General features: G+C 60.7%; 23 protein-coding genes. 16 read left to right on the top strand and 7 right to left on the bottom strand.

Annotated elements, in window-relative coordinates:
- Window positions 1–14 precede the first annotated feature (14 nt).
- From NKH80_RS02335 to NKH80_RS02325, 3 genes are read right to left on the bottom strand one after another with little or no spacing between them, the layout of a single operon-like run.
- A complete protein-coding gene (locus NKH80_RS02335) occupies window positions 15–1376 on the bottom strand; it encodes a mandelate racemase/muconate lactonizing enzyme family protein (RefSeq protein WP_352989334.1) in 1362 nt (453 codons plus the stop codon).
- A 56-nt stretch (window positions 1377–1432) separates the two neighbouring features.
- Entirely contained in the window at window positions 1433–2599 is a 1167-nt protein-coding gene (locus NKH80_RS02330; RefSeq protein ID WP_352989331.1) for a mandelate racemase/muconate lactonizing enzyme family protein, read from the bottom strand.
- Window positions 2600–2653: 54 nt separating this feature from the next.
- Window positions 2654–3364 carry a GntR family transcriptional regulator gene (locus tag NKH80_RS02325; RefSeq protein ID WP_352975970.1) on the bottom strand — a complete coding sequence of 237 codons (711 nt, stop codon included), beginning with the start codon at window positions 3362–3364 and terminating at the stop codon, window positions 2654–2656.
- Between the two features lie 209 nt (window positions 3365–3573).
- Here NKH80_RS02325 and NKH80_RS02320 point away from each other — a divergent pair, with 209 nt between their 5' ends.
- The 6 genes from NKH80_RS02320 to NKH80_RS02295 all read left to right on the top strand — a co-directional run bounded on the left by NKH80_RS02320 (window position 3574) and on the right by NKH80_RS02295 (window position 10041).
- Window positions 3574–5052 (top strand): ABC transporter substrate-binding protein, encoded by a 1479-nt coding sequence (locus NKH80_RS02320; RefSeq protein ID WP_352989328.1) that lies wholly within the window; start codon window positions 3574–3576, stop codon window positions 5050–5052.
- A gap of 65 nt (window positions 5053–5117) precedes the next feature.
- Entirely contained in the window at window positions 5118–6074 is a 957-nt protein-coding gene (locus NKH80_RS02315) for a carbohydrate ABC transporter permease (protein WP_352989326.1), read from the top strand.
- Window positions 6074–6964, top strand: coding sequence for a carbohydrate ABC transporter permease (locus tag NKH80_RS02310; RefSeq protein ID WP_023679256.1), 891 nt, complete (start codon window positions 6074–6076; stop codon window positions 6962–6964). The genes NKH80_RS02315 and NKH80_RS02310 overlap by 1 nt, the downstream gene beginning before the upstream one ends.
- Before the next feature lie 10 nt (window positions 6965–6974).
- Complete coding sequence (locus tag NKH80_RS02305; protein ID WP_352884837.1) at window positions 6975–8072, top strand: ABC transporter ATP-binding protein; 1098 nt, start codon at window positions 6975–6977, stop codon at window positions 8070–8072.
- 33 nt (window positions 8073–8105) lie between these two features.
- Window positions 8106–9269 carry a mandelate racemase/muconate lactonizing enzyme family protein gene (locus NKH80_RS02300; RefSeq protein WP_352989323.1) on the top strand — a complete coding sequence of 388 codons (1164 nt, stop codon included), beginning with the start codon at window positions 8106–8108 and terminating at the stop codon, window positions 9267–9269.
- 22 nt (window positions 9270–9291) lie between these two features.
- Window positions 9292–10041 carry a ribonuclease activity regulator RraA gene (locus NKH80_RS02295; protein ID WP_352509053.1) on the top strand — a complete coding sequence of 250 codons (750 nt, stop codon included), beginning with the start codon at window positions 9292–9294 and terminating at the stop codon, window positions 10039–10041.
- A gap of 171 nt (window positions 10042–10212) precedes the next feature.
- On the opposite strand, the gene NKH80_RS02290 is transcribed toward NKH80_RS02295, so the two are convergent.
- Window positions 10213–11037, bottom strand: a complete 825-nt coding sequence (locus NKH80_RS02290) for an enolase C-terminal domain-like protein (protein WP_352989320.1) — start codon at window positions 11035–11037, stop codon at window positions 10213–10215.
- Between NKH80_RS02290 and NKH80_RS02285 the strand changes: the two genes are divergently transcribed.
- The 6 genes from NKH80_RS02285 (at window position 11013) to NKH80_RS02260 (ending at window position 16398) form a co-directional block, all read left to right on the top strand.
- The gene (locus NKH80_RS02285; RefSeq protein ID WP_352989317.1) at window positions 11013–11375 is read left to right on the top strand and encodes a hypothetical protein; all 363 of its coding nucleotides are present in this window, start codon (window positions 11013–11015) and stop codon (window positions 11373–11375) included. The genes NKH80_RS02290 and NKH80_RS02285 overlap by 25 nt on opposite strands.
- A gap of 111 nt (window positions 11376–11486) precedes the next feature.
- A complete protein-coding gene (locus tag NKH80_RS02280) occupies window positions 11487–12122 on the top strand; it encodes a GntR family transcriptional regulator (RefSeq protein WP_502900897.1) in 636 nt (211 codons plus the stop codon).
- 115 nt (window positions 12123–12237) lie between these two features.
- Window positions 12238–13866: an ABC transporter substrate-binding protein gene (locus tag NKH80_RS02275; protein ID WP_352989311.1), complete on the top strand. Its 1629-nt coding sequence runs from the start codon at window positions 12238–12240 to the stop codon at window positions 13864–13866.
- Window positions 13799–14470, top strand: a complete 672-nt coding sequence (locus tag NKH80_RS02270) for a carbohydrate ABC transporter permease (protein WP_352989308.1) — start codon at window positions 13799–13801, stop codon at window positions 14468–14470. Before NKH80_RS02275 ends, NKH80_RS02270 begins: the two co-directional genes overlap by 68 nt.
- A complete protein-coding gene (locus tag NKH80_RS02265) occupies window positions 14463–15308 on the top strand; it encodes a carbohydrate ABC transporter permease (protein WP_352989305.1) in 846 nt (281 codons plus the stop codon). Before NKH80_RS02270 ends, NKH80_RS02265 begins: the two co-directional genes overlap by 8 nt.
- Before the next feature lie 10 nt (window positions 15309–15318).
- Window positions 15319–16398: an ABC transporter ATP-binding protein gene (locus tag NKH80_RS02260; RefSeq protein WP_352989303.1), complete on the top strand. Its 1080-nt coding sequence runs from the start codon at window positions 15319–15321 to the stop codon at window positions 16396–16398.
- Between the two features lie 124 nt (window positions 16399–16522).
- On the opposite strand, the gene NKH80_RS02255 is transcribed toward NKH80_RS02260, so the two are convergent.
- From NKH80_RS02255 to NKH80_RS02245, 3 genes are read right to left on the bottom strand one after another with little or no spacing between them, the layout of a single operon-like run.
- A complete protein-coding gene (locus NKH80_RS02255; protein WP_352989300.1) occupies window positions 16523–17344 on the bottom strand; it encodes an alpha/beta hydrolase in 822 nt (273 codons plus the stop codon).
- Window positions 17345–17352: 8 nt separating this feature from the next.
- On the bottom strand, window positions 17353–18840 hold the full coding sequence (locus NKH80_RS02250) for an NAD-dependent succinate-semialdehyde dehydrogenase (protein WP_352509055.1): 1488 nt from the start codon (window positions 18838–18840) through the stop codon (window positions 17353–17355).
- 18 nt (window positions 18841–18858) lie between these two features.
- Window positions 18859–20085, bottom strand: a complete 1227-nt coding sequence (locus NKH80_RS02245) for an iron-containing alcohol dehydrogenase (protein ID WP_352989297.1) — start codon at window positions 20083–20085, stop codon at window positions 18859–18861.
- Between the two features lie 188 nt (window positions 20086–20273).
- Here NKH80_RS02245 and NKH80_RS02240 point away from each other — a divergent pair, with 188 nt between their 5' ends.
- The 4 genes from NKH80_RS02240 to NKH80_RS02225 all read left to right on the top strand — a co-directional run bounded on the left by NKH80_RS02240 (window position 20274) and on the right by NKH80_RS02225 (window position 22685).
- Window positions 20274–20975 (top strand): GntR family transcriptional regulator, encoded by a 702-nt coding sequence (locus tag NKH80_RS02240; RefSeq protein ID WP_352989294.1) that lies wholly within the window; start codon window positions 20274–20276, stop codon window positions 20973–20975.
- Between the two features lie 153 nt (window positions 20976–21128).
- Complete coding sequence (locus NKH80_RS02235) at window positions 21129–21722, top strand: DJ-1/PfpI family protein (protein ID WP_352650719.1); 594 nt, start codon at window positions 21129–21131, stop codon at window positions 21720–21722.
- Window positions 21723–22023: 301 nt separating this feature from the next.
- Window positions 22024–22251: a CopG family transcriptional regulator gene (locus NKH80_RS02230; RefSeq protein ID WP_352479447.1), complete on the top strand. Its 228-nt coding sequence runs from the start codon at window positions 22024–22026 to the stop codon at window positions 22249–22251.
- Window positions 22248–22685, top strand: a complete 438-nt coding sequence (locus NKH80_RS02225; RefSeq protein WP_352706342.1) for a TA system VapC family ribonuclease toxin — start codon at window positions 22248–22250, stop codon at window positions 22683–22685. Before NKH80_RS02230 ends, NKH80_RS02225 begins: the two co-directional genes overlap by 4 nt.
- Window positions 22686–23291 lie beyond the last annotated feature (606 nt).

Below are 23291 nucleotides of genomic sequence, written 5' to 3'. Positions count from 1 at the left end.
CGGTTCTTTTCGCCTCAGCTCCAGATACGGTCCCAGGAATACTCGTTATCCCAGTGATCCGTGGGCTGCCAGATGCCGGTGACACCCGGCTGCAGATGCTGCGAGATCACCTCGTCGACGACGTTGTCAATCCCCAGGCCAGGTTTGTCCGGAACAGTGATAAAGCCGTCCTTCACGAGCGGCTTGGGAACGCCGGTGACGATATCGTCCCACCAGTCGACATCGGCAGAGTGGTATTCGAGCGCCATGAAGTTTTCGGTCGCGGTCGCGACATGTGCCGCGGCCATTGCGGCGATTGGACTTTCGGCCATATGGATGGCCATTGCGACGCCGTGGTCCTGGGCCATGTTGCCGATCTTCTTGGTCTCGAGGATGCCCCCGCTGGTGAGCAGGTCCGGGTGGATAATGGAGAGGCCGCCGCTCTTGAGCAGAGGCTCGAAGCCTTCCTTAAGGTAGATGTCCTCGCCGGTGCAGATCGGCACCGTAGTGGCGGCCTGCAGTTGCCGGAACTGCTCGGTGTACTGCCATGGGATCACATCCTCGAGCCAGGCCGGCACGTATTTTTCAATCCGCCTGGCGAGCCGAATGCCGTTCTGCAGCGAGATGTGGCCGACATGGTCAATGGCGAGCGGAATATCCATACCGATAACATCGCGAACCTCGGCAATGTACTGTTCAAGCAGGTCGAGGCCCTTGTCGGAAAAGTGGAGGCCGGTAAACGGATGGGGAACGTTATGCAAATCGTAAGCGGCATTGCGGGCGCGGCGCTCCTCCATGGTCTTGACCGGGCCGCGGCCGGGATGGATGCGGTACCGTTCAAGTGAACCGGCAGGGGAGACGACCGCACCGGGTACATCCGCGATCTGCATCAGCCCCAGATCCATCTTGAGGAAGGTGAAGCCGAGCGCCATGCGCTGCTTGAGGCGCTTGCCGGTCTCGGTGCCGCTCGGCACGGTAGCGTCGGTGTCGCAATAGACGCGCACCTTCTCCCGAAACCGGCCGCCGAGCATCTGGTAGATGGGAACGCCATAGGCCTTGCCGGCGAGATCCCACAACGCGATCTCGACCGCCGAGACGCCGCCGCCTTGCCGGCCGTGGCCACCGAACTGCTTGATCCGGCGAAACAGGCGGTCGATGTCGCAAGGGTTCTCGCCAAGCAGCCGGCTCTTCAGCATCAGCGCGTAGGTGGCACTGGCGCCGTCGCGCACCTCGCCAAGCCCGACGATGCCCTGGTTGGTGTAAATCTTGAGCAGGGTTGAGGTGAACGGCGCGCCGACGATTTCGGCTACCCGCATGTCGGTGATGCGAAGCTGGGATGGCTTGGAGTTCGCGTTCACCCGATTGAGCGCTTCGTCGGCGCCACCTGTCTTTGCCATGACTTATCCTCGTTTTCGGCTTGTCGTCCCCCACCCTGGGCCGGCATTTAGTCTTGCTAGCCCAACTCAATCTCGTGGGCCTGCAGGTAGTCGCGGTCCATCTCAATACCGAGACCAGGCTTCGACGACAGCTTGAGGCTGCCGTTCGAAATGTCGAGTGGTCTGTCGATCAGGTGATCGTATTTGCCCAGGTTCCACTCCGATGTTTCGAGTTTATAGAAATTGGGAACGGTCATCATCACCTGCGCTCCCGCAACCACGTTGATCGGTCCCGCGGCGTCATGTGGCGAGACCGGCAAGTAGTAGGCTTCGCACAGCGCAGAAATCTTCTTGAGTTCGGTAACGCCGCCGGTCCAGGTAACGTCGGGCATGATGTAGTCGGCGAGCCTGTTCTCGAGTACCGGCACGAAATCCCACTTCGTGTGGCCGCGCTCGCCCCACGAGATGGCGGTATTGACCTTCTCACGCACCTGCTTGAGGGCGTTAAGGCTCTCGGGCGGGCAGGGCTCCTCAAACCAGTCGATCTGGCCGGCCTCCTCGAGGCTCCGACAGAGGCGAATGGCGGTGGGGACATCGAAGCGGCCGTGCGCATCGATGAGAATGTCGACATCGGGTCCTGCCGTTTCGCGGATCAGAGCCGTGAGTTCGGCGGCCTCGCGCTCGTCCTTGCGGGTCATGCCGCCATCGAGGTAGCCGTCTCGCTGTTCGCGGGGCAGGCCATCGGCGCTGCGGCCCTGGTGGGGGTAGGGATCGAACTTGAGCGCAGTGTGTCCGGACTCGACAATGTCTAGAATTTCGCGGACCACAGCCTCCTTGCTGGTGAATTTGGCCTGGTTGGGATGGGTGTAGAGCGCGATTTCATCGCGTACCGGCCCGCCAAGCAGTTCGTAAATCGGCTTGCCAAGGACTTTGCCCCGGATGTCCCAGAGGGCTATGTCGATGGCGCTCACGCATTCGACGGCGGCGCCGCGGCTTCCCATGTAGGTGAAGCTGCGGAAGATCTTGTGCCAGAGATGCTCGATACGCGCCGGATCCTCGCCCGTCACGGCGACGCCGATCTGCCGCAGGATCGTGCAGAGAGCGCGGTTGGCGAGCCTTGTCGTGGTGGTGATCTCTCCCCAGCCACTCACTCCCTCGTCGGTCGTCACTTCGATGAACAGGAACTCTCCCCAGTAGGAAGCATCGGACTTGATCAGCCACGGCCGAATGCTCGTGATTTTCATCTCAACTACCTTTGCCTGGAAATGGTCAGCTAACGATGTTCTGGACTGGACATTCTATCCGGCCCGAGCGGCGTTGCGCGCTCGCATCTGTTCGAGAATATGCCGGCCCGAACCCTCGACATGGCGGGAAACGAGTTCGGCCGCCTTGTCGGCCTCTCCCGCCTTCACAAGCGCGATGAGTTCGCGGTGCTCGCGCATGATCGCGGCACGTCGCGCCAGCGTGAAATTGAAACGACGGCTCACGGCTCGCAGCACTTCGCGATGCTTCCACCAAAGCTCGGCGGCGTGGCGGTTGTAGTGCCGCTGGTACATCACGGTGTGGAAAGCGGTATCCAGCTCACTGTGCCTGAATGTGTCGGCGAAGTTGTTCTCTTCGATCAGGCTTTGGAGACGTTCGAGTTCGGCGATGTCCTCGCCGGTAGCCATATTCACAAACCATCGTGTCAGGGCTGGCTCGATCAGAACACCGATCTCGTAGATATCCCGGACAAAATCCTGATCAATGGGTCGCACGCGCGCCCCGCGGTTGGCGATAAAGGTGACAAACCCTTCGCCGCGCAACAACTGCAGGGCCTCGCGCACAGGATTGGTCGAAGTGCCGTGACGCCGGGCGAGATCGGTGACGACAAGCCGTTCGTTGGCAGCGAGCCGTCCCTCGATGATATCTTCTCTGATCAATTCATAAAGCGAGGCGCCCTCGCTGGAGGCCCCGATGGGATCGGTCCCCACCGGTGGCATCGCTTTGAAATCGCTTATTTCGGCCAAGGCCGGGCTCCCCAATTTAATACATACCTTGCCCGATATCACACACGGCTTTCGCAAACAATGTACGATCCAGCGCGTTGACAGGCAATTCACGATCTGAAAACGTACCAAGCGATCGATAGGATACACTGAGCTGACAGAAGCATCCTCGCGATCGAAACGAGCAAGGACCGCTTTAGGGCGGCATGGGAGAACCAGGGAGGATACCTATGACGAGAATTGCGCTCGGCAGCGCCGTCCTGCGCGGCACTGTCGCCACTGCTTTGATGGCATCCCTGACGTCTACATCGGCGCTGGGTGCACCGCCGGTCGACCTGAGCAAGTGGTCGCCGGAGTATGTGCGCTCGATTGCGGGCACACAGGATTTTGACACGGCGGCCGATTGCGCCAAGGTCACCCCGCTCGACTACAAGGGGCGACTGACTTTCTGGTATCAGGGCGTGTTCGAGGGCGACCCGGACCTCCTGCGCCAGTACTACAAGGATTTCTTCGAGACCTTCCGCAAAACCTATCCGAACATCCAGCTCGAGGAACAAGCCCTCACCTATAACGACCTTCTCGACAAGTTCCGCACCGCGCTCCTGGGCAATGCCGCGCCTATGGCGGTCCGCCTGCAGATCCTGGGTGGTACCGAGTTCGCCTCAAAGGGCTATCTGCAGCCGCTCAAGCCAGAGGACGTGGGGTATTCGACCGAGGATTTCTGGCCCGGCGCCATGAAGGCAGTGACCTGGGAGGGCGTGACCTACGGCATTCCGACCAACAACGAGACGATGGCGTTCATCTGGAACGCCGACATCTTCAAGCGTGCCGGCCTCGATCCGGACAAACCGCCGGCAACGTGGGACGACGTGGTCAAGTATTCCAAGCAGATCCACGACAAGCTCGGCATTGCCGGATATGGCCTCGTGGCTCGCAAGAATGCCGGCAATACGCCGTACCGCTTCATGCCACAGCTGTGGGCCTATGGCGGCGGCGTCTTCGACGAAGCGACGCCGAACCCGACCTATGAGCAGGTCCAGCTCGATAGCCCGCAAAGCAAGGCAGCGCTGCAAGCCTCCTACGACATGTATGTTCGCGACAAGTCGGTTCCGGTTTCGGCACTCACCAACCAGCAGGCCGATAATCAGCCCCTGTTCGTCGCCGGCCAGCTCGGCATGATGATCTCGCACCCGTCCGACTATAACGTGATGCTCGACCTGCAGAAAAAGGCGACGGGCACCGACAAGGACAAGGCGCAGACGGTCATCGACAACATGCGCTACGGCCTGATCCCGACCGGTCCCGACGGCAAGCGCGCCGTCGTGTTCGGCGGCTCGAACATTCACATCCTGAAGCCCGAATATGTCGAGGGCGGCAAGGTAGATGAGCCGGCTGCAAAGGCCATCATCTGCATGTGGACGAGCCCTGAATGGTCGCTGAAGATGGCGTACGCCGGCTCGAATCCGGGCAACCTCAACGGCTTTAAGACCAAGTGGATGAAGGAACGTCTGGACAACATCAAGTTCCTCGATGTCACGACCTCGATGCTGCCATACGGCATCCCGTTCCCAGCGCTGCCGCAGGCCCCCGAGATCATGAACATCATCATCCCGGACATGCTGCAGAACGCCCTGACCGGAGCGATGACCGTCGACCAGGCAGCGGACGACGCAGCCAAGAGGGTGAGAGAGCTGATGGGCGGACTCTAGCGCAAGCCTGACCGGCTGGGTCGATGGTCCAGCCGGTTCGTTCCGAAGAATAAGGGCACCCCACAGTGACGATCGTAACCGGCAAGGCCGAGGCTCGCCGAAGAGTGCAACCCGGCAGGTCCGGCGCGCTGCGGAAGATCTGGCAGCATCGCGCGGACTACGCGTACGTGCTCCCGGCGATCGCCGTGATGCTCATCGTCATCGCCTATCCGATCTACTATACGGTCGAGCTGTCGTTCTTTAAGACACCGCCTGGCCTGCAGCTCCGCGATAAGACCTTCATCGGCCTCGACAACTACACGACCATCCTCACCAGTCAGGTGTTCTGGAAAGTCACCTGGAACACACTGATCTGGACACTGGGGTCAACTTTCATCTCCTTTGTCCTGGGGTTTGCCACAGCGCTGGCGCTCCACCGCGACTTCATCGGCCGTGGCGTCTTGCGCGCTGTCCTGATCATCCCTTGGGTCATCAGTGCCGTCGCCGCCTCCTACATCTGGAAGTGGATCTACCATTCGGACTTCGGAATCATCGGCGCGGTGCTGGTTGGCCTCGGATTGGCCGACCAGCCGCCGAATTTCATCGACAATGTCAGCACGGTGCTGCCCTCCCTGATCGTCGTCAATATTTGGCGCGAGTTTCCGTTCGCCATGATCATGATGATGGCCGGCCTGCAGACAGTCCCCGACCAGTTGCTGCGCGCCGCAAAAGTCGACGGTGCCAATGCATGGCAGCGCTTTTGGCACGTCACCTTCCCGCACTTGCGCAACGTCTCGGTGGTGACGATGCTGCTGCTCGCGGTGGCCAACTTCAATTCCTTCATCATCCCCTGGATCATGACCGGCGGCGGGCCGTCGAACGCATCGCATATCTGGATAACCCACATTTATGAGCTCGCCTTCGGACGGCAGCGCTGGGGCGTGGCATCGGCCTATTCGGTGCTCCTGTTCCTCACGCTGATGACGCTGGGCTACTTCTACGTCCGTGCGTTAAGCGGCAACGAGCGGAAAGAGGGGAGCTGATGAGCACGATTGCCGAGACAGCACCTCGTGCCCAGACCCGTCGCCGCATGCGCGTCGACGGATGGCGGTGGGCCGGCCGCATATTCCTCGTGTTTATGCTGCTTTATACCGCGTTGCCGATGATCTGGATGCTGATCACCTCGATCAAGTCCGGATTCGCGGCGACACAATTCCCGCCGCAATGGTGGCCGGACGAACCTACCCTCGCCAGCTACCAGAAACTGCTCGATCCGCAGAACAGCGTCGGCCAGGACTTCCTCCGCTTCTTCTGGAACAGCCTTTTCGTGTCGACCGTCACGACAATTCTTTCTGTGATCGTGGCTGTCCCTGCGGCCTACGCGTTTTCGCGCTTCAGTTTCCCCGGCCGGAATTTCCTGTTCTTTGCCGTGCTGCTGCGCAATATGTTCCCGGCGGTGATCTTTCTCGTACCGCTCTTCATCCTGATGCGCGCCATCGGTCTGATAAACACGCACGGCTCGCTGATCCTCACCTATCTCACCTTCGGCCTGCCGCTGGCGATCTGGCTGCTCAAGGGCTTTTACGACAACATCCCGGTGCAGCTTGAGCAGGCGGCGCGCATTGATGGCGCCACACGGTTCCAGGCCTTCATCATGATCGTGATGCCGCTCTCGACGCCGGGGATCATCGCCACCGCAATCTATTCCTTCATCGGCGCGTGGAACGAGTACATCTACGCCTACACCTTCCTCTCCAAGAACGAGCAGTTGACGCTGCCGGTCGGCATCCAACGCTTCTTCTCGGAAAATACGACGGACTTTCCGGGCCTGATGGCGGCGAGCTTCATGATGAGCGTGCCCGTCGTGGTGCTGTTCCTGGTCCTGCAACGATACTTTGTACGTGCCCTTACAGAAGGCGCGGTCAAGCACTAGGGAGTTGCCGATGGCCCACGTGGTCCTCCAAGATCTCGTCAAGAGCTATGGCAGCTTCAAAGCTGTCAACCACGTCTCACTGACGGTCAATGACGGCGAGTTCGTTGCGCTCGTCGGCCCTTCAGGCTGCGGCAAGACAACCACGCTCAATCTCGTCGCCGGGCTGACCCCGATTACATCGGGCGACATCATCATCGGCGAGCGGGTGGTCAACGACCTCGACCCCAAGGACCGGGACATCGCAATGGTGTTCCAGAACTACGCGCTCTACCCGCAGAAATCAGTCTACAAGAACCTGGCGTTCCCGCTTCAGATGCGCAAACTCCCCAGGGACGAGATCGACAAGAAGGTCAAGGAAGCGGCGCGAGTGCTCGACATGACGCATCTGCTCGAGCGCAAGCCGCGCGAACTTTCGGGCGGACAGCAGCAGCGTGTGGCCCTTGGCCGTGCCCTCGTTCGCGACCCCGCGGTGTTCCTCATGGACGAGCCACTGTCTAACCTCGATGCCAAACTGCGCGTGCAGATGCGGTCGGAGATCAAGCGTTTCCACCAGGACCTCAAGGCGACGATTATCTATGTGACGCACGACCAGCTCGAAGCCGTGACCATGGCTGACAAGATGGCGGTGATGAATGGCGGCTACCTGCAGCAATACGATTCACCGGCGCAGGTCTTTGCCCATCCGGTGAACATGTTCGTGGCCAGCTTCATCGGCAGCCCGGCGATGAGCCTTATTCCGCTAGAGGCCTCGATGGCAAACGGCAACACGGTGCTGACCGGCGCCGAGGGCTGGCGCCTTGAGCTCTCAGCGCGCAATGCCCAGAAGGTGGCGAAAGCGACGACCAGGAAAGTCGTGCTCGGCGCACGCCACTCGACGATCAAGCTTCACAAGAGTGCCGTGCCAGGCAGCGTCCCGGCCAAGGCTTACACGGTGGAGCCGACCGGAGACGACACCTTCGTGCAGGCGTTCCTGTCCGGCGCCATCGTCAACGTCAGCGTGCCGCCGAACATTGCCGTCGCGCCCGACGAGCAGATCTGGCTCGAGTTCGACCAGGAGCGGATGCATCTGTTCGACGGCGAAACTGAAATGGCCCTCAAGGCCAACTGAGATAGCGCGAATGCGCGTGAAACGTGGGCGTGGATGACTGAGAAGCTTAAGATCACCGCGATCAAGCCCTATCCGGTGTGGGTAGGAACCCGCAATCAGATGCTCGTCAAGATCGAGACCGACCAAGGCATCTTCGGCTGGGGCGAGAGCGGCTTGAGCGGTCGCGAGAGGGCCGTGGCCGGCGCGGTCGAGCACTATCGCGAGTTTCTCATCGGCCGCGACCCGATGCAGATCGGACGGATCTGGCAGGAGGTTTATCGCAGCCAGTACTTCGAAGGCGGGCGAGTCCTTCAGGCGGCGATTTCCGCCATCGACATCGCCCTTCACGACATCAAGGGCAAGGCGCTGGGCGTGCCGGTCTATGAGCTGCTGGGCGGCAAGCAGCGCGACCGCATCCCCACCTTCGCCTCGACCGGCGACGAGGCCGAAGGCGATGTTGCCATCGAACGGGCGCGCGAGCTTCGCGCACAGGGGTGGCAGGCAATCCGCTTCTTCCCTTTCGGGCAAAACAGCAAGGACATCTTCGAGCCGCGCGAGTCGATCGGCGCTACCGCGAGTATGCTGAACAAGGCGCGCGAGGCGCTGGGCGGCGACGTGGTCCTCGGCCTCGACTATCATCATCGGCTGTCGGTGGCAGAGGCGGCGAGCTTCTGCAACAAGCTCGGCCGCGGCGTGCTTGATTTCCTCGAGGAGCCGATACGGGCCGAGACGCCGGAGGCCTATGAATCACTGCGCACGATGACCGACATCCCCTTTGCCATAGGCGAGGAATTTGCCAGCAAGTGGCAGTTCCTGCCCTACATCGAGCGCGGCATCCATCAGTTCAACCGGATCGACGTCTGCAATGTCGGCGGGCTCACCGAGGCGATGAAAATCGCTGGCTGGAGCGAGGCGCATTATGTGGACCTGATGCCGCACAATCCGCTTGGTCCAGTGTGCACGGCCGCGACCGTGCATCTCGCTGCCGCGGTACCCAACTTCGCGTGGCTCGAGACCAGGGCACCCGAAACAAAGCTGGGCTTCGACAATTCCGACTTCTTCCCCGTGCAACCACGGCTCGACGGGACCGATTACCCGGTCGGCGATCTGCCGGGGCTCGGCGTCGAGGTCAACGAAGTTGCGGTCCAGGCGCAGAGTTCGCGTTTCTGGGAAGCGCCTCACCTTAAGCGCCGCGACGGTTCTGTTGCGAACTGGTAGTTCCATTCAATCGGAGTCCACAATGACACATACTTCCGACATCATGCGGCCGCCTAAGGACCTGATCGACGCACTCAGGGAGATCGGCGCCGCGACGGTTGCCGGCACGCTTGGCCATATGGGTTTCCGCAATCCGCACATGGTCGGTCCGGTGGCGCAAAACCACGGGAAGTCGATCGTCGGGCCGGCGCTGACGCTGCAGTTCCTGCCGCAGCGGCCGGACCTCTTCACCGAAGGAGAATATGCCGATCCGGAGACACAGCTGCACCGGCACGTGCTCTATCACGCGCAGGAGGGCGATGTGGTCGTGGTCGACGCGCGCGGCGACATGAGCTCGGGCGTCTTCGGCGATATGATGTCGACGTATTTCAAGGGCAGGGGCGGGGCCGGTATCGTCATCGATGGGTGCATGCGCGACCGGCCCAATGTCGAAAAGCTCGACCTGCCCCTATGGCTGCGCGGCTGGACGCCAAACTATCATGTGCAGACCAGCATCTATCCCAATGCCGTCAACGTTCCGATTGCCTGCGGCGGTGTCACGGTGATCCCGGGCGACATCATCGTCGCCGACGACGACGGGGTGGTGGTGCTTCCCGTCGTGATGGCCCCGAAGGTGATCGAAGAATCACAGAAGCATCATGATTGGGAGGAGTTTTCGCGAGCGAAGCTCATGGAGGGCGGGCCGTTGCAACGCTACTATCCGCTGCATGACGATGCCCGCGGAGAGTACGAGGAGTGGCGCAAAACAAACCGCCCCGAGAACCCGAGTTAGCGCATCGACTACCTCGTGGCGAGCGGCAGAGCTTATGGCGGCTTCGCCACGGTGCTCCCGCAGAGGAGGTACGTGGGCGGCGAAGTGCCGCTTGGAAGACGCCTTCCCAAAAAAACAGTGCAGGCCGTGAATTGCGCCATGCATCGCCAACTCCCAAGCTGGCCCGGTCACTCACTTGCCAGGGAGGCGTGCATTTTCTGGCGCGGTACCCAGCTCCGAGCGTATCAGGCGCCTTGGTCTCATCCATTCGCTGCGCGCTTTTTCGGACAGTACCAATCCATGGCCAGGTCGATCGGGCGCATAGGCGTAGCCGTCCCGGATTTCGATGGGCTGCTCCACCAGATGATCGAAGTTCTGAAACGAATATTCCAGCCATTCGACTTCAGGAAGCGCGACCGCCATGTGCACGCCGATCTCCAGAAAGGTGTTGCCGATGCTGACCGGGATGCCGAGCTCGGCGGCCAGCCAACCGATGCGCATAACATCGGTGACTTGACCGTGGACATTCAGGATGTCGGCTGCGTGGGCTTCCAGAAGAAGCCGTTTGCCTTGAAGATCCAGATACTCGCCGCTGTTGATCTGAGTCCATGTTATTGCCTGCCTGAGCATTCTCAATCCTTCGTGGTCGTGACGCAGGATTGGATCCTCGACCCAGAGAAGATCGTGACCGGCATCGCGGATCGCCACCAATTTCATTAGCGCTTCCTTCGAACACCACGCCTCGTTCGGGTCGATCATGATTTCCGAGGCTGCCGGCACACAGGATTTCAACAGCTCCAGGCGCCGCAGATCGCGACCGAAATCCGGGTGGCCGACCTTGATCTTGAAAGCGGAATAGCCAAGCGATGCCGCGTGGGAAAACAAGGAAACGAAAGCATCATCGTCGAGGTGAAAATCAAGGCCACTGGCGTAGGCTTTCACACGGTTGCGACGACTGCCGAGCAGTACGTGAAGGGGCAGGCCGGCTTCCTTTGCCGCAAGATCCCAAAGCGCCACCTGAACCGCTTCATGAAAGGCAGGGAGTACGGCCGCTGATTGCCGCCGCGCGGGCGGTTCACGCGCTGAACCAGGGCGATAGCCTTGTGTCCTTTCAGGGCCGGCCAAACCTCGTTTTCGAAAACGGTCTCAATCTCGATCTGGTCGGGCAGGGGATTGAAGAGCGTCTGGATGAAGCCCAGTCCCACCTCACCACTTTTCGAAACGAGTTCCAGCGCGGCGACGTTTACATCGTCGGCTCGAACCTGACTGTCCCCGATTACCCGGTCGCGGGCGAACTGAAATCGGGTTATACGAAAATGCGAAAGGCTCATCACAGGGGCTTTCTGATCGTTTAGTGCCTGTAGCTGATCTATCAGTCTGGATGTCTCAGTACCGAAACAACGGAGGTGCCGCAAGTGGCGGGCAAAGCAAAAGCCATCTCTCATACCCTGGTGGTGGCCACCCGTATGAGCGATGTTGCCTATGAACGAATTCTGGAACGCTTATTCGACAGGCGCGTTCCGGTCGGGGCATTCGTTTCGCAGAGCGAACTGTCCGCGATCGTTGACGTGCCCGTCGCCCCCCTTCGTGACGCTCTGCGCAAGCTCGAGGCGGAAGGAATTCTCACCATCCATCCACGCTCTGGAATCCAGTTCATAAAACCTGGAATGGAGCTCACGCGCGCCACCTACCAATTCCGCGCCATCATCGAGCGCTCGGCAATTCGCGTCTTTGCCGAGCAGGGCGATGAAGCCATCATGAATGCCTTGGAAATGCGGCACTCCCGGCTGGTCCGGCGCATCGAACGGGAGGGTGTGGGAAAGGAGCAACTGGAGGAGATGGATGCGCTTGAGGGAGAGCTGCATGGCGCAATCATCGGCGCGCTGCGCAATCCCTTGATCGACAGCACCTATCGGCGCATGCACAATTATCTGCGCCTTTTGCGGCTGGACAGCAAACTCACCTCGCCGATCATGATCCGGACGCTCAAGGAGCACCTCGACATCCTTGAGGCTTGCAGCACCAGGAATGCCGACGCTGCAGAAGCAACGCTGCAGTCCCACTTCCAGGCGGCCATGCAGCGGAACCTTGGTCTGGTCTGACACGTCGTCGTTTGCCATTTGCCTCTCCCGCGCGGTTGCACGGCTTGGGAATGATGTTACCCAACACTCCAACTGATCGATCAGTCTGCTGATCTGATATCTTGGAGGAGGTCGCATGCAGTTGAACAAGAGGCAGTTTCTCGTGGGTTCGGCGGCTCTCGCAATGGCAGGGCGCATTGGTGGTGCCCGTGCCGCGAGTGCCATCAGTTACTGGCACCACTTCACCAGTCAGTCGGAAATGGCCAGCTTGCTCAAGATCATCGAGTTGTTTCAGGCGGCGAATGCAGATGTGGCGGTAACCCAGGAGAACATCCCGAACTCGGAATATATGGCCAAGGTTTCATCGGCCGTACTGGCCGGCGGGCGTCCCGATACCGCCATGGTGATCGCCGAGCGCTTCGCCGATCTTACCGCGATGGAGGGATTGATCGACCTTACCGAGCGCGTGAATGGGTGGGCGGGCAAGGCGAACTTTCCCGACAACCGCTGGACCGGGCTTTCCAGCAATGGCGCAATCTATGCGGTTCCCGCCTTCGCCTTCGTTGACTGGATGTACTACCGCGCAGACTATTTCGAGGAAGCTGGGCTGGCGGGGCCACCGCGAAATTTCGACGAATTCCTGCAGGCATCCCGCAAGCTGACCAATCCTTCGAAGGGCAGGTATGCGTTTGGCATGCGCGCCGGCGCCGGCGGTTTCAAATATGTCATCGATGTCATGGAGGCGTTCGGCTCGCCGATCGTCAAGGACGGGCAGCCGGCCATCGACAAGGCCGCCGCGATCGAGGCGATAACGTTCTATTCCGATCTCTTCCTGAAGGAAAAGGTCGTGCCGCCGAGCGCGCCCCACGACAGCTACCGTCAGATCATGGAGGCTTTCCGCACCGGGCAGACTGCGATGGTGTGGCATCATACCGGTTCGCTGAACGAAATCTCGAGTGCGATGAAGCAGGGCGAACAATTCTCGACCGCGCCTATGCCGGCCGGTCCGAAGGCGCATGTCGCTCGCGTCGCGTACGCCGGCAACGGCGTCATGAAGGAAGACAATATCGAGGCTGCCTGGCGATGGGTGAGTTTCTGGGGCCAAACAGACGCTGCCTTGGCCCTGCTCGAGGGGACCGGCTATTTTCCGGCTTCCGCCGCTGCGCTGCAGGATCAGCGGATCACCGGCAATCCGATCTATAGTGCGGCGACGGAAACGCTCAAGTTACGGACGCCTGCCGAACAATTTCGTCGGCGCCGCGGGCTGGTCCGAAAATGTCGTCAATCCCGCTTTCCAGTCGGTGCTGACGGGTCAGTCGACGCCGGAACAGGCGGTGGACCGCATGATTCAGGGCCTGGAGGCGGCGCTCCGCTGATCCCCGCACCTGCAGCCGTGCTCAGAACGCAACGGGACGGTGCTTTCGCATCGCAGATTCATGACAACAGCCTCGAGCAGATATCTCTCTCTGCGGGCTCTCGGCGAACTGTCCGAGACCCGATACTGGATGTATTTGCTGCTCCTTCCCAGCCTCGCCCTTATCCTTCTCGTGATCGCCTATCCGACGCTTTACGGCATGGCCATCAGCTTTCGCGAGATGCGTCTGACGCGTCCCGGGTTGGATGGCTGGGTGGGCTTCAAACATTATGTGGCGATGTGGTCAGACCCGGTCTTCTGGATCGCATTGAAGAACACAGTCGTGTGGGTTGCTGCCGCGGTCGCGCTGGAACTGTCGCTTGGTCTTCTCGCCGCGACAGCTCTCAATAGGGATTTGCCAGGCACGAAAATCTTCGCCGTGCTCATCCTGCTTCCGTATTTCCTGCCCAACGTCGTGGCGGGCCATATGTGGGCCTTGCTGCTCGATCCGCGGCTCGGAGTGATCAACGATCTTCTTGTCCGGATAGGCGTCCTGCAGTCCTACAAGGCATGGTTTGCTGATCCCAACACTGCCCTTGCGGCGACCATTCTCGTCGAGGCCTGGCATGGGTTTCCCTTCTTCGCGCTGCTGCTGCTCGCGGGCCTGAAAGGTATTCCCGAGGATCTCTATAAGGCAGCGGCGGTCGACGGCGCGGGCCTGGCGGCGCAGCTCAGGTTGATCACTTTGCCCATGCTCAAGACCGTCATCGCGGCGGCGGTGATCCTGCGCGTCATCGGTCTGGTCAATTCGCCCGATCTGCTCCTCATTCTCACTGGTGGCGGACCGGGAGATGCCACGCAGGTGCTGTCATTGTATGCCTTTCAGACCGCCTACAAGGAATTCAATTTCGGCTACGCATCTGCCCTGTCGGTGGTGATGTTCGTGACCCTGATGATCTTCGCGGCCGGCTACATCCGCATCTCCAGGATTACCAAAGGACAGGGCGATGATTGAAAGTAGGCGTCACCGGCGCATGATCGCGAACATCGCCACCTACATCGTGCTCGCAAGGATGACGGTGTTCTGCATCGGTCCGATGATCTGGATGTTCCTGACATCCCTCAAATATGAGGCCGACATTGTCACCCAGGCGATGCAGTACCTCCCGAGCCGCGTTACCTTCGACAATTATGTCGCCATCTGGAGGCAGTCAGGTTTCCCGCGGCTTATAGGCAACAGCCTCGTCGTTACCTTCCTGACGGTGACGGTCTGCGTCGTCACGGGCACGCTTGCCGCCTATGCATTCTCTCGCTTCGCGTTTCGAGGCCGGGATCAGCTCATGCTCGGCTATCTTGTCGTTCGCATGTTCCCGGCAGTCATGATGATCATTCCCCTTTACGTCGTTATGCGCGGTGCGGGGCTCGTGGACAGCCGTTTCGGCCTGGCGCTTGCCTATACAAGCTTCCTGCTGCCGCTGTTCGTATGGATGCTCAAGGGATTCTTCGATTCCGCACCTAAGGAACTCGAGAGCGCGGCACGCATCGACGGCTCGACAAGGCTGGGCGCCATGGTCCGTATCGTCATGCCCCTTGCGCGGAATGGCCTGGTCGCAAGTTCGGTGTTCATTGCCATCGCGGCCTGGAACGAGTTCCTGTTCGCCCTGATGCTCACGACCGGGCAGGGGTCCCGCACCTGGCCCGTGGGCTTGCAACTAATGGTCGGAGAGTTCCAGCTTCCCTGGGGCGTTCTGGCGGCAGGCGGCATTCTCAGCATCATCCCGGTCATCGTGCTCTTCGCGATCGTCCAACGAACCATGGTCCAGGGGCTGACCGCAGGCGCCATCAAAGGTTAGGAGTAGTCGCATGGCGACACTTTCCATCAGGGACGTGCGCAAGTCTTATGGCTCCGTACAGGTTCTTCACGGAGTCGACATCGAGCTCGAGGACGGAGGCTTTCTGGTTCTGCTCGGGCCATCCGGATGCGGCAAGTCGACCTTGCTCAACATCATTGCCGGCCTCGACGACACCTCCGGCGGTGACATCCTGATCGGGGGACGCTCGGTCCTCGACCTTGCACCCAAGGACCGCAATATCGCGATGGTGTTCCAATCCTACGCCCTTTATCCAACCATGTCGGTCGCGAGGAATATCGGCTTCGGATTGGAAATGCGTGGCGTGGGCGCCGACCAGCGCAAGCGCGCCGTGGAAGATGCCGCGCGAATGTTGCAAATCTCGCATCTGCTCGACCGACGCCCCGCCAACCTTTCGGGCGGACAGCGACAACGCGTTGCGATGGGCCGCGCGATCGTGCGTGACCCGGAGCTGTTCCTCTTCGACGAGCCGTTGTCCAATCTCGATGCCAAGCTTCGCGTGGAAATGCGCACGGAGATCAAGCGCCTGCACGAGCGTCTCGGCACGAGCATCGTCTATGTCACGCATGATCAGATCGAGGCGATGACGCTGGGCACCAAGGTGGCCGTCATGAAAGGCGGCTACATCCAGCAATTGGACGACCCGCGCACCATCTATGAACGGCCCGCCAATATGTTCGTGGCAAGTTTCATCGGATCTCCGGCAATGAACTTCCTTGCCGGACGACTGGTTCCGGATTCGGAGGGTGTCCGGTTTCAAGCGAGCGGAGTATCGATCGTGTTGCCGACGCGGAACCGGCAGGTGGACTCTGAGCGACCGGTGGTGCTGGGCATACGGCCTGAAGAGCTGAGGACCGTTCCGCGCAATCGAGCTTCGATCATGGGAGAGATCGATGTGGTAGAGCCCACCGGGCCTGAAACCATGGTGACGGTGCAGGTCGGCGAGCACGCGATCATCGCGCGCCTGCCGCCGAGGTTTGCCGGCCGGCGCAAAGAGCCAATATGTCTTGCCGTGGATCCAGCGAGCGTCAACCTGTTCGATCCGGATAGCGGACAGCGCATCGACATTTAGGGCGTGGATATCAAGCGGCTGGACGCAGTGGCGCAGGGTTCCGCGATCTCGCCCCGAAACTCATCTGGAGCGAGTGCGGACCGCTTGCCGTCGACCTGCGCTGACCGGCATCTCGGCAGGGTAGTCAGCAGTCCGTGGCGATCAGTTTTGCCAGGCAATCGGCAGCCTCAGTCCCCGGCACGCCAAGATCTCTGACACTGTCCATGTGGTTGCGGTTCGAGAGCACATGCGACGTTACCAACGATCCCTGCCGCAGCAAGCTTGCTTTGAATCGATCGGCTTGCTGATGGAAGGGTGGCGTCTCGTTGGCTCCGACCAGAACCGCCGTCTTGGTTTGAGGATCATGCCGATAAGCGAGAGGTGTGAACATGGCGACTTCCTCGTCGGTGATTCCAATCTCGTTGGCGAGAAAGGAATCCTGGAGCGGCTTCAAATCATAGAGCCCGCTCAACAGAAGGGCTGCCCTCACATTCGAGGGGGTATGCTCTCCCTCGAACAGAAACGTTGCAAGATGTGCTCCTGCCGAATGACCACTGACAGTCAGGGCCATCGGGTTTCCACCATGATCGGCGATGTTGGCCAGGACCCACTGCTTGGCGCGGCGCACCTGGTCGACGATCGTCGCCATTCGGACCTTGGGCATCAGAGCGTAATCAAGGATGACGGCAATAGCCCCAGCCTGGGTAATCGTCGTCGCCATATATGAATAATCGCGCTTGGAGAACATTCTCCAGTAGCCGCCGTGGACAAAGACGTGCACTGGCAGGGCCGTTCTTTTGCCCGCGGGAAAGAACAGGTCCATGGTTTCGGTCGGATCCGGTCCGTAGGCCACGTCAGCGGTCATCGCAATAGTGGCGCGGGCGGCTTCGCTGCGATCAATGAAGTCCTGCACGATTTCGTCAAAATCCGCGACGTGGTCGCGTATACGAAAGGGATCGCCTTGCATTCTTCTGCTCACATGCTGATGGCGAGGTATTTCGCCTCCATGAATTCCGCAATGCCGTGATGCTGCCCTCCCTCGCGGCCAAGCCCGCTCTGCTTGACGCCGCCGAAGGGGGCTGCCGGATCGGACATCAGCCCGCGGTTGAGAGCAATCATCCCGGCCTCGATCCGGGAGGCCACCCGCATCCCGCGCGCCAGATCGCGCGTGTAGATGTAGGCAGCAAGCCCATATTCGGTGTCATTGGCGCGCGCGATGACCTCGGCCTCGGTTTCGAAGCTGGAGATTGGCGCCACCGGCCCGAATATTTCCTCATGCGCCATCTTTGCCTCGCCTGGCACGTCGCGAAGCACTGTCGGAGGGTAGAAGAAACCACGTCCGGCCAGGACTGAGCCGCCGCACAAGACCCGCGCGCCGCGTGCGACCGCGTCGATGACAAGGCGGTCTATCTTCTCGACCGCCTTTTTCGTAATCATTGGCCCGCATTCCGTGTCCGGATCAGTGCCGGGGCCGACCTTGAGCGACGACATCCGCTTTTCGAGGCCATCCGAGAAGGCTTCGTAGATGCCGGATTGCACGTAGAGGCGGTTCGCGGCCGTGCAGGCCTCGCCGGCGTTGCGCATCTTGGCCACCATTGCGCCATCGAGCGCCGCTTCGAGATCGGCGTCGTCGAACACGATAAAAGGGGCATTGCCTCCGAGCTCCATGGAACACGAAACCACATGCCTGGCAGCTTCTGCCAGCAGCGCGCGACCCACACCCGTCGAACCGGTGAAGGAGAGTTTGCGCACCCGCGGATCGGCCAGCATGGCGGCTGTCAAAGACCCGGGACTGGAGGTTGTCAGGACGTTGACCACCCCCGGTGGAACGCCTGCGTCCTGATAGAGCGCGGCCAGCGCGTAGGCGGTAAGCGGGGTCTCACTGGCCGGCTTCAGGATCACCGTGCATCCAGCGGCAAGTGCCGGCGCGATCTTGCGCGTAGCCATTGCGGCAGGAAAATTCCAGGGCGTGATCAGGACGCAGATGCCGATCGGTTCGTAGTCGACCACGATGCGGTTGGTGCCGGAAGGCGCAGTACCGAATTCACCGGTAATGCGAACAGCCTCCTCGGCATTCCAACGGAAAAACTCCGCGGCGTAAGCGATCTCGCCTCTGGCATCCCGCAGGGCCTTGCCATTTTCCAATGCGATGAGAGTAGCCAGCGCTTCCGATCGTTCCGTCATCAGTTCAAAGCAGCGTCGGAGGATCTCGGAGCGCTTTCGCGGCGACGTTGTCCGCCAGCCATGGGCTGCCTTGGCAGCGGCGGCAACGGCGGCGGCCGCGTCCTCCAAGGTCGCATCGGGTACGGCAGCGATGATGGCTTCCGTCGAGGGATCGATAACCGGAATTACCTTGCCATCCGCGGACTGCCGCCATTGGCCGTCAATATAGAGCCCGTGCGAAATTGTGTGGAAGTCGCTGACGCCCTGATCATCCGACAGAACCTGTGAAAACGTGTTCATCTCGATATTCCCGATTGTTTACACCGCGCAGCTGGCGAGGTCGCCATCAAAGGCGGCCTGGACCAGGCGTCGCATGGACCTCAAATCGAATGGCCGTGGGTTGTTCTTGATGAGGCGCTCGATACCGATCGCTTGTTCCGCCGTCCAATCGAGCCTGTCGGCGGGCAGCCCTAGCTCGGCCAACGAGGGGGTGATCCCGATTGCCCCAAACAGGCGACTGACCTCGCCAATGGTCGCGTCGGCCAACTCGTCCTGCGTCCGGCCTTTTCCATCGAGGCAGAGCGCGATGGCGATCTCGGCCATCTCGGTCGCTGCGGCTGTTCTGTTGTACTTCATGACATACGGCAACATGGTGGCGACACCCAATCCGTGAGCGGTGTGGGTTATCGCGCCGACCGGGTATTGTACGGCGTGCGCTGCCGCCGTGCCGGCCGTTCCGAACGCGCAGCCGGCTGCAAGTGCGCCCATCATCACGTCGGCCCGGGCGTCCTCGTCAGAGGGCCGGCGGTATGCCGTTTCAAGGCTTCGGCCAAGCAGCTTGATCGCCAGCAGGGCGAAATGATCGGTCAAGGCGGTTTTGCCGATAAAGACATGTTTCTGCGGAAGGCCGGGATCGGTTCCGCGCCTGGCGGCGGTGAAGGCCTCGATTGCATGCGTCAGCGCATCGGCGCCTGCGATCGCCGTCAATCCCGGCGGGCATGTCATCGTCAGTTCAGGGTCGCATATGGCTGCGGCCGCGATCAGATAAGGGCTGGAGATGCCGACCTTCAGTGTGCGATCCGGATCCGAGATCACGGCAACCGGGGTCACTTCAGAGCCGGTTCCGGCTGTCGTCGGCACCGCGATCAACGGCAGCGTTGGACCGGGCACCTTGAACTCGCCGTAGTAATCCTGGAGCTGACCGCCGTGGCTGATGAGCAACGCGGCGCATTTGGCCATGTCGAGACAACTGCCGCCGCCAATGCCGATCACCATGTCGGGCACGAACTTCCGCGCCTCCTCGACGCAGACGGCAACCGTGTCTCGGGGAACGTCGGGTAGTACTCGGTCATGCACCAGCACATCTATCGCGGCGGCTCGCAGCGCCGCGACAATCTCTGCGAACGAACCCGTTGCGGCAAAACGTTCATCGGTGCAGACGAGCGCGCGACGCCCGAGCCTGGCCGCGACAACCGGAATGACGTGGCGTTGACCCTTCCCGAAGAGGATTTCGCGCGGCAGCCTTATGGCAGCGAAAAGGCTCATGACCTGCATCCTATGATGATGTCTGGAAAGGCTGCGGGCGCGGCACGCTGCTCCCGCAGGGCCACCGCTAGCGCCATTGTCTCGTCTCGTAACCGCGGCAAATGATATCCTCTATAAAATCGTATAGGATATAGGATTGCATTGGCCGAAGCATCGTGTTACCAACTCAATGTGTCAAGAGGCAAAACATGCAGGCCATTAACTTACTCAATGCAGGCGATACGAACCTCGGCGGCGGGCGTATCCAACGCTCCAGCAGCCTTGTTGAGGACGTCTACGAAGCGATCTTTGCGCAACTCATGTCGCTGAAGATTGCGCCGGGCTCGCGCATCACGGTCGACAGCCTGGTCAAGGAATTCAACGTCTCCCACACACCGATCCGCGAGGCGCTCGGCCGGCTCGAGGGCGAAGGCCTGGTGCTGAAGACGCATCTGATCGGTTACCGCGCTGCGCCGCAGATCACGAAACGGCGGTTCGACGAACTCTACGAGCTTCGCCTGCTGCTAGAGCCTCATGGTGCAGCCAAGGCAGCGGTGCTCATGGATGAGGTAAAGCTCGCACAACTTCAGAAATCGGCCGGCGTCATGGCGCGCCATGAGGGCAAGGACGAGCGCCTGCGGTATTCCAACTTCGCCCGCCAGGATGCCATCTTCCATGACAAGGTCATGGAATTCGCCAACAACGAACTTGTGCGCGAGACACTGGCTCACCAGCATACCCACTTCCACATATTTCGCCTGATGTTCCATTCGCGCGTCACCGAGGAGGCGCTTGACGAGCATGAGGCCATTCTGGCCGCTTTCGCTGCGGCCGATCCTGCTGCTGCCGAGCAGGCGATGCGTCGCCATATCGAGCATTCCCGCGACCGTTTGTTGTTGGCGTTCGACTGAGACTGTCCCGATGTTCCCGTACCCGCCATCGACGATCATCGCGCAGGCCAGTGCCAACGAAGACTACTTCCCCGATTCAGCCTTCTAGAAACTCAAGCTTACCGGGCGAGTACAGGTCTCGCCCGGCCCCGTTGTCACAGGAAAGGAAGTACCATGCCAGGCAAAAAGATCCTGATGCTGACCGGTGAATTCACCGAGGAATACGAAATCTTCGTCTACCAGCAGGCTATGGAAGCGGTGGGCCACACCGTTCACGTCGTGTGCCCAGACAAAAGCGCCGGAGACCTGATCAAAACATCGCTGCACGATTTCGAGGGCGATCAGACCTACACCGAAAAGCTCGGCCACTATGCACTGATCAACAAGACCTTCTCCGACGCCGAGAAGCAGCTGGAGCAATACCACGCTGTTTACTGCGCTGGCGGTCGTGGGCCCGAATACATCCGCACGGACAAGCGCGTGCAGGCGATGGTGCGCCACTTCCACGAAAGCAGGAAGCCGATTTTCACGATCTGCCACGGCGTGCAGATCCTGATCGCGGTAGATGGCGTCGTGCGTGGCAAGAAGGTCGGCGCACTGGCGGCATGCGAGCCGGAGGTGACGCTTGCGGGCGGCACCTATATCGACCTGTCTCCAACGGAGGCATATGTGGACGGGACGATGGTTTCGGCAAAAGGTTGGACGGCGCTTGCTGCGTTCATCCGCGAATGCCTGAAGGTGCTGGGAACCGAAATCCGCCACGCGTAGACCTTTGCTCCGACGCATCTCAAAGGGGGTGCGTCGGTCCTTGCTGCAGCCTCCGTAGCTTCTGCCGATAGTCTCCCGAGCTGATAAGCTTCCGGAAGGCACGTCCCTTAGGTAGCGCGGCCATAACGGTCCTTTCGGCCCTGCGCAACTTTGTCGGGAGTCAAAGTATGAGGGAATCCGGACAACTCATCTGCTTACGACGCTACGAAGTCGCACCGCTGTCGGAAGTCGCACAGCTTGAGTATCCGACGTCGCTATTCTATATGATGCGTGATGTTTGATGCGCACCAAGGAGGGCGATATGAGAACCACACTTGCGATCGATGACGATGTCCTGGTCGCGGCCAAGGCCATCGCCCAGCAGCAGGATCGCAGCCTCGGCGAGGTCATCACCGATCTCGCACGGCGCTCGCTGCGCCGGCCTCAAGCCGGCGGCGAGCGTAACGGGATTCCTCTTCTGTCGCCTCGGCCGGACGCACCTCCTGTCACGCTTGAGACGGTCAACGCCTTGCGAGACGAACTGCCTTGACGTTCCTGCTCGACGTCAATGTGCTGGTCGCGCTGATCGATCCTGGCCACGTCGCCCATGACGACGCGCATGGCTGGTTCGAAGTGACCGGTAACGCCGCATGGGCTACGTGTCCCATCACCGAAAACGGCGTCCTGCGCATCGTCGGCAACCAAAGATATCCCAATTGTCCCGGCTCGCCCGCCGTCGTTGCGCAAATCGTTAGCAAGTTGCGGACTCTGCACGGGCACAGCTTCTGGCCCGACGATGTGAGCCTGGTTGGCTCTGGCAACATAGATGCAGCGAAAATCCTGACCTCGGCACAGGTCACCGACACCTATCTTCTCGCGCTCGCCAAGGCGCGTGGCGGCCAGCTTGCAAGCTTTGACCGCAAGCTGTCGGCGGCGGCCGTGAAGGGCGGGAAGTCTGCACTCCACCTGATTCCCACAAGGTAGACCACCGGGGTCTTTGTGTCTGTTCCCGCAGTTGAGATAGGCGTAGCCGCGCAGCACCATCAGGCTGTTGCGCTCAGGCGCAAACGCGCGACCGTTGCTCGAAGGCCCGATTGTCTCGATATGCCGCCTCTCATCGAAAGCGGTTGTTCTTGGGCTCCAGAAAGCCCGGCTCGGATTCTACACCGCGGCCACGATCCAAGGTCGCCTCAGCGTCGTTGGCCGGCTCGCGCTTCTTTCTGTTCCGGCCGCTTTTCGGCGCCGGCCGTTTCGATGCTGCGCTCGCCGACAGTTGGATACGTGTGGATCGTCCCGACGCGGCTTGTGTCTGCCACGCGACTGCTTTGTCGCCGATGGTCCAATGGGTCGGCTTTACCACGCCGGCCTCGTCGAAGTGATGAGGCGGCATGCCAGCAGCATCTGGCCCCCCAGCATTGCAGCCACCCTTGGCCCGCATATCGGCGCGTTATCGAACTGCCAAGGTCGCTTGTGCCCGTTTCTTTCCGCAAATAGGATTTTAACCGGTTTTCCGGGCCGACCGGCGGTCAAGCGCCTCTGGGCACAAAATGCCTTCCTAGCCAGATGGGGCAGGTTCCCAGGGCGCGGGCG

The organism is Mesorhizobium sp. M0904, assembly GCF_040319475.1.
In the GTDB taxonomy this organism is placed as follows: Bacteria; Pseudomonadota; Alphaproteobacteria; order Rhizobiales; family Rhizobiaceae; genus Mesorhizobium.
The sequence above is the reverse complement of the archived record's forward strand: the minus strand, read 5'-3'. Positions and strand labels throughout refer to the sequence as shown.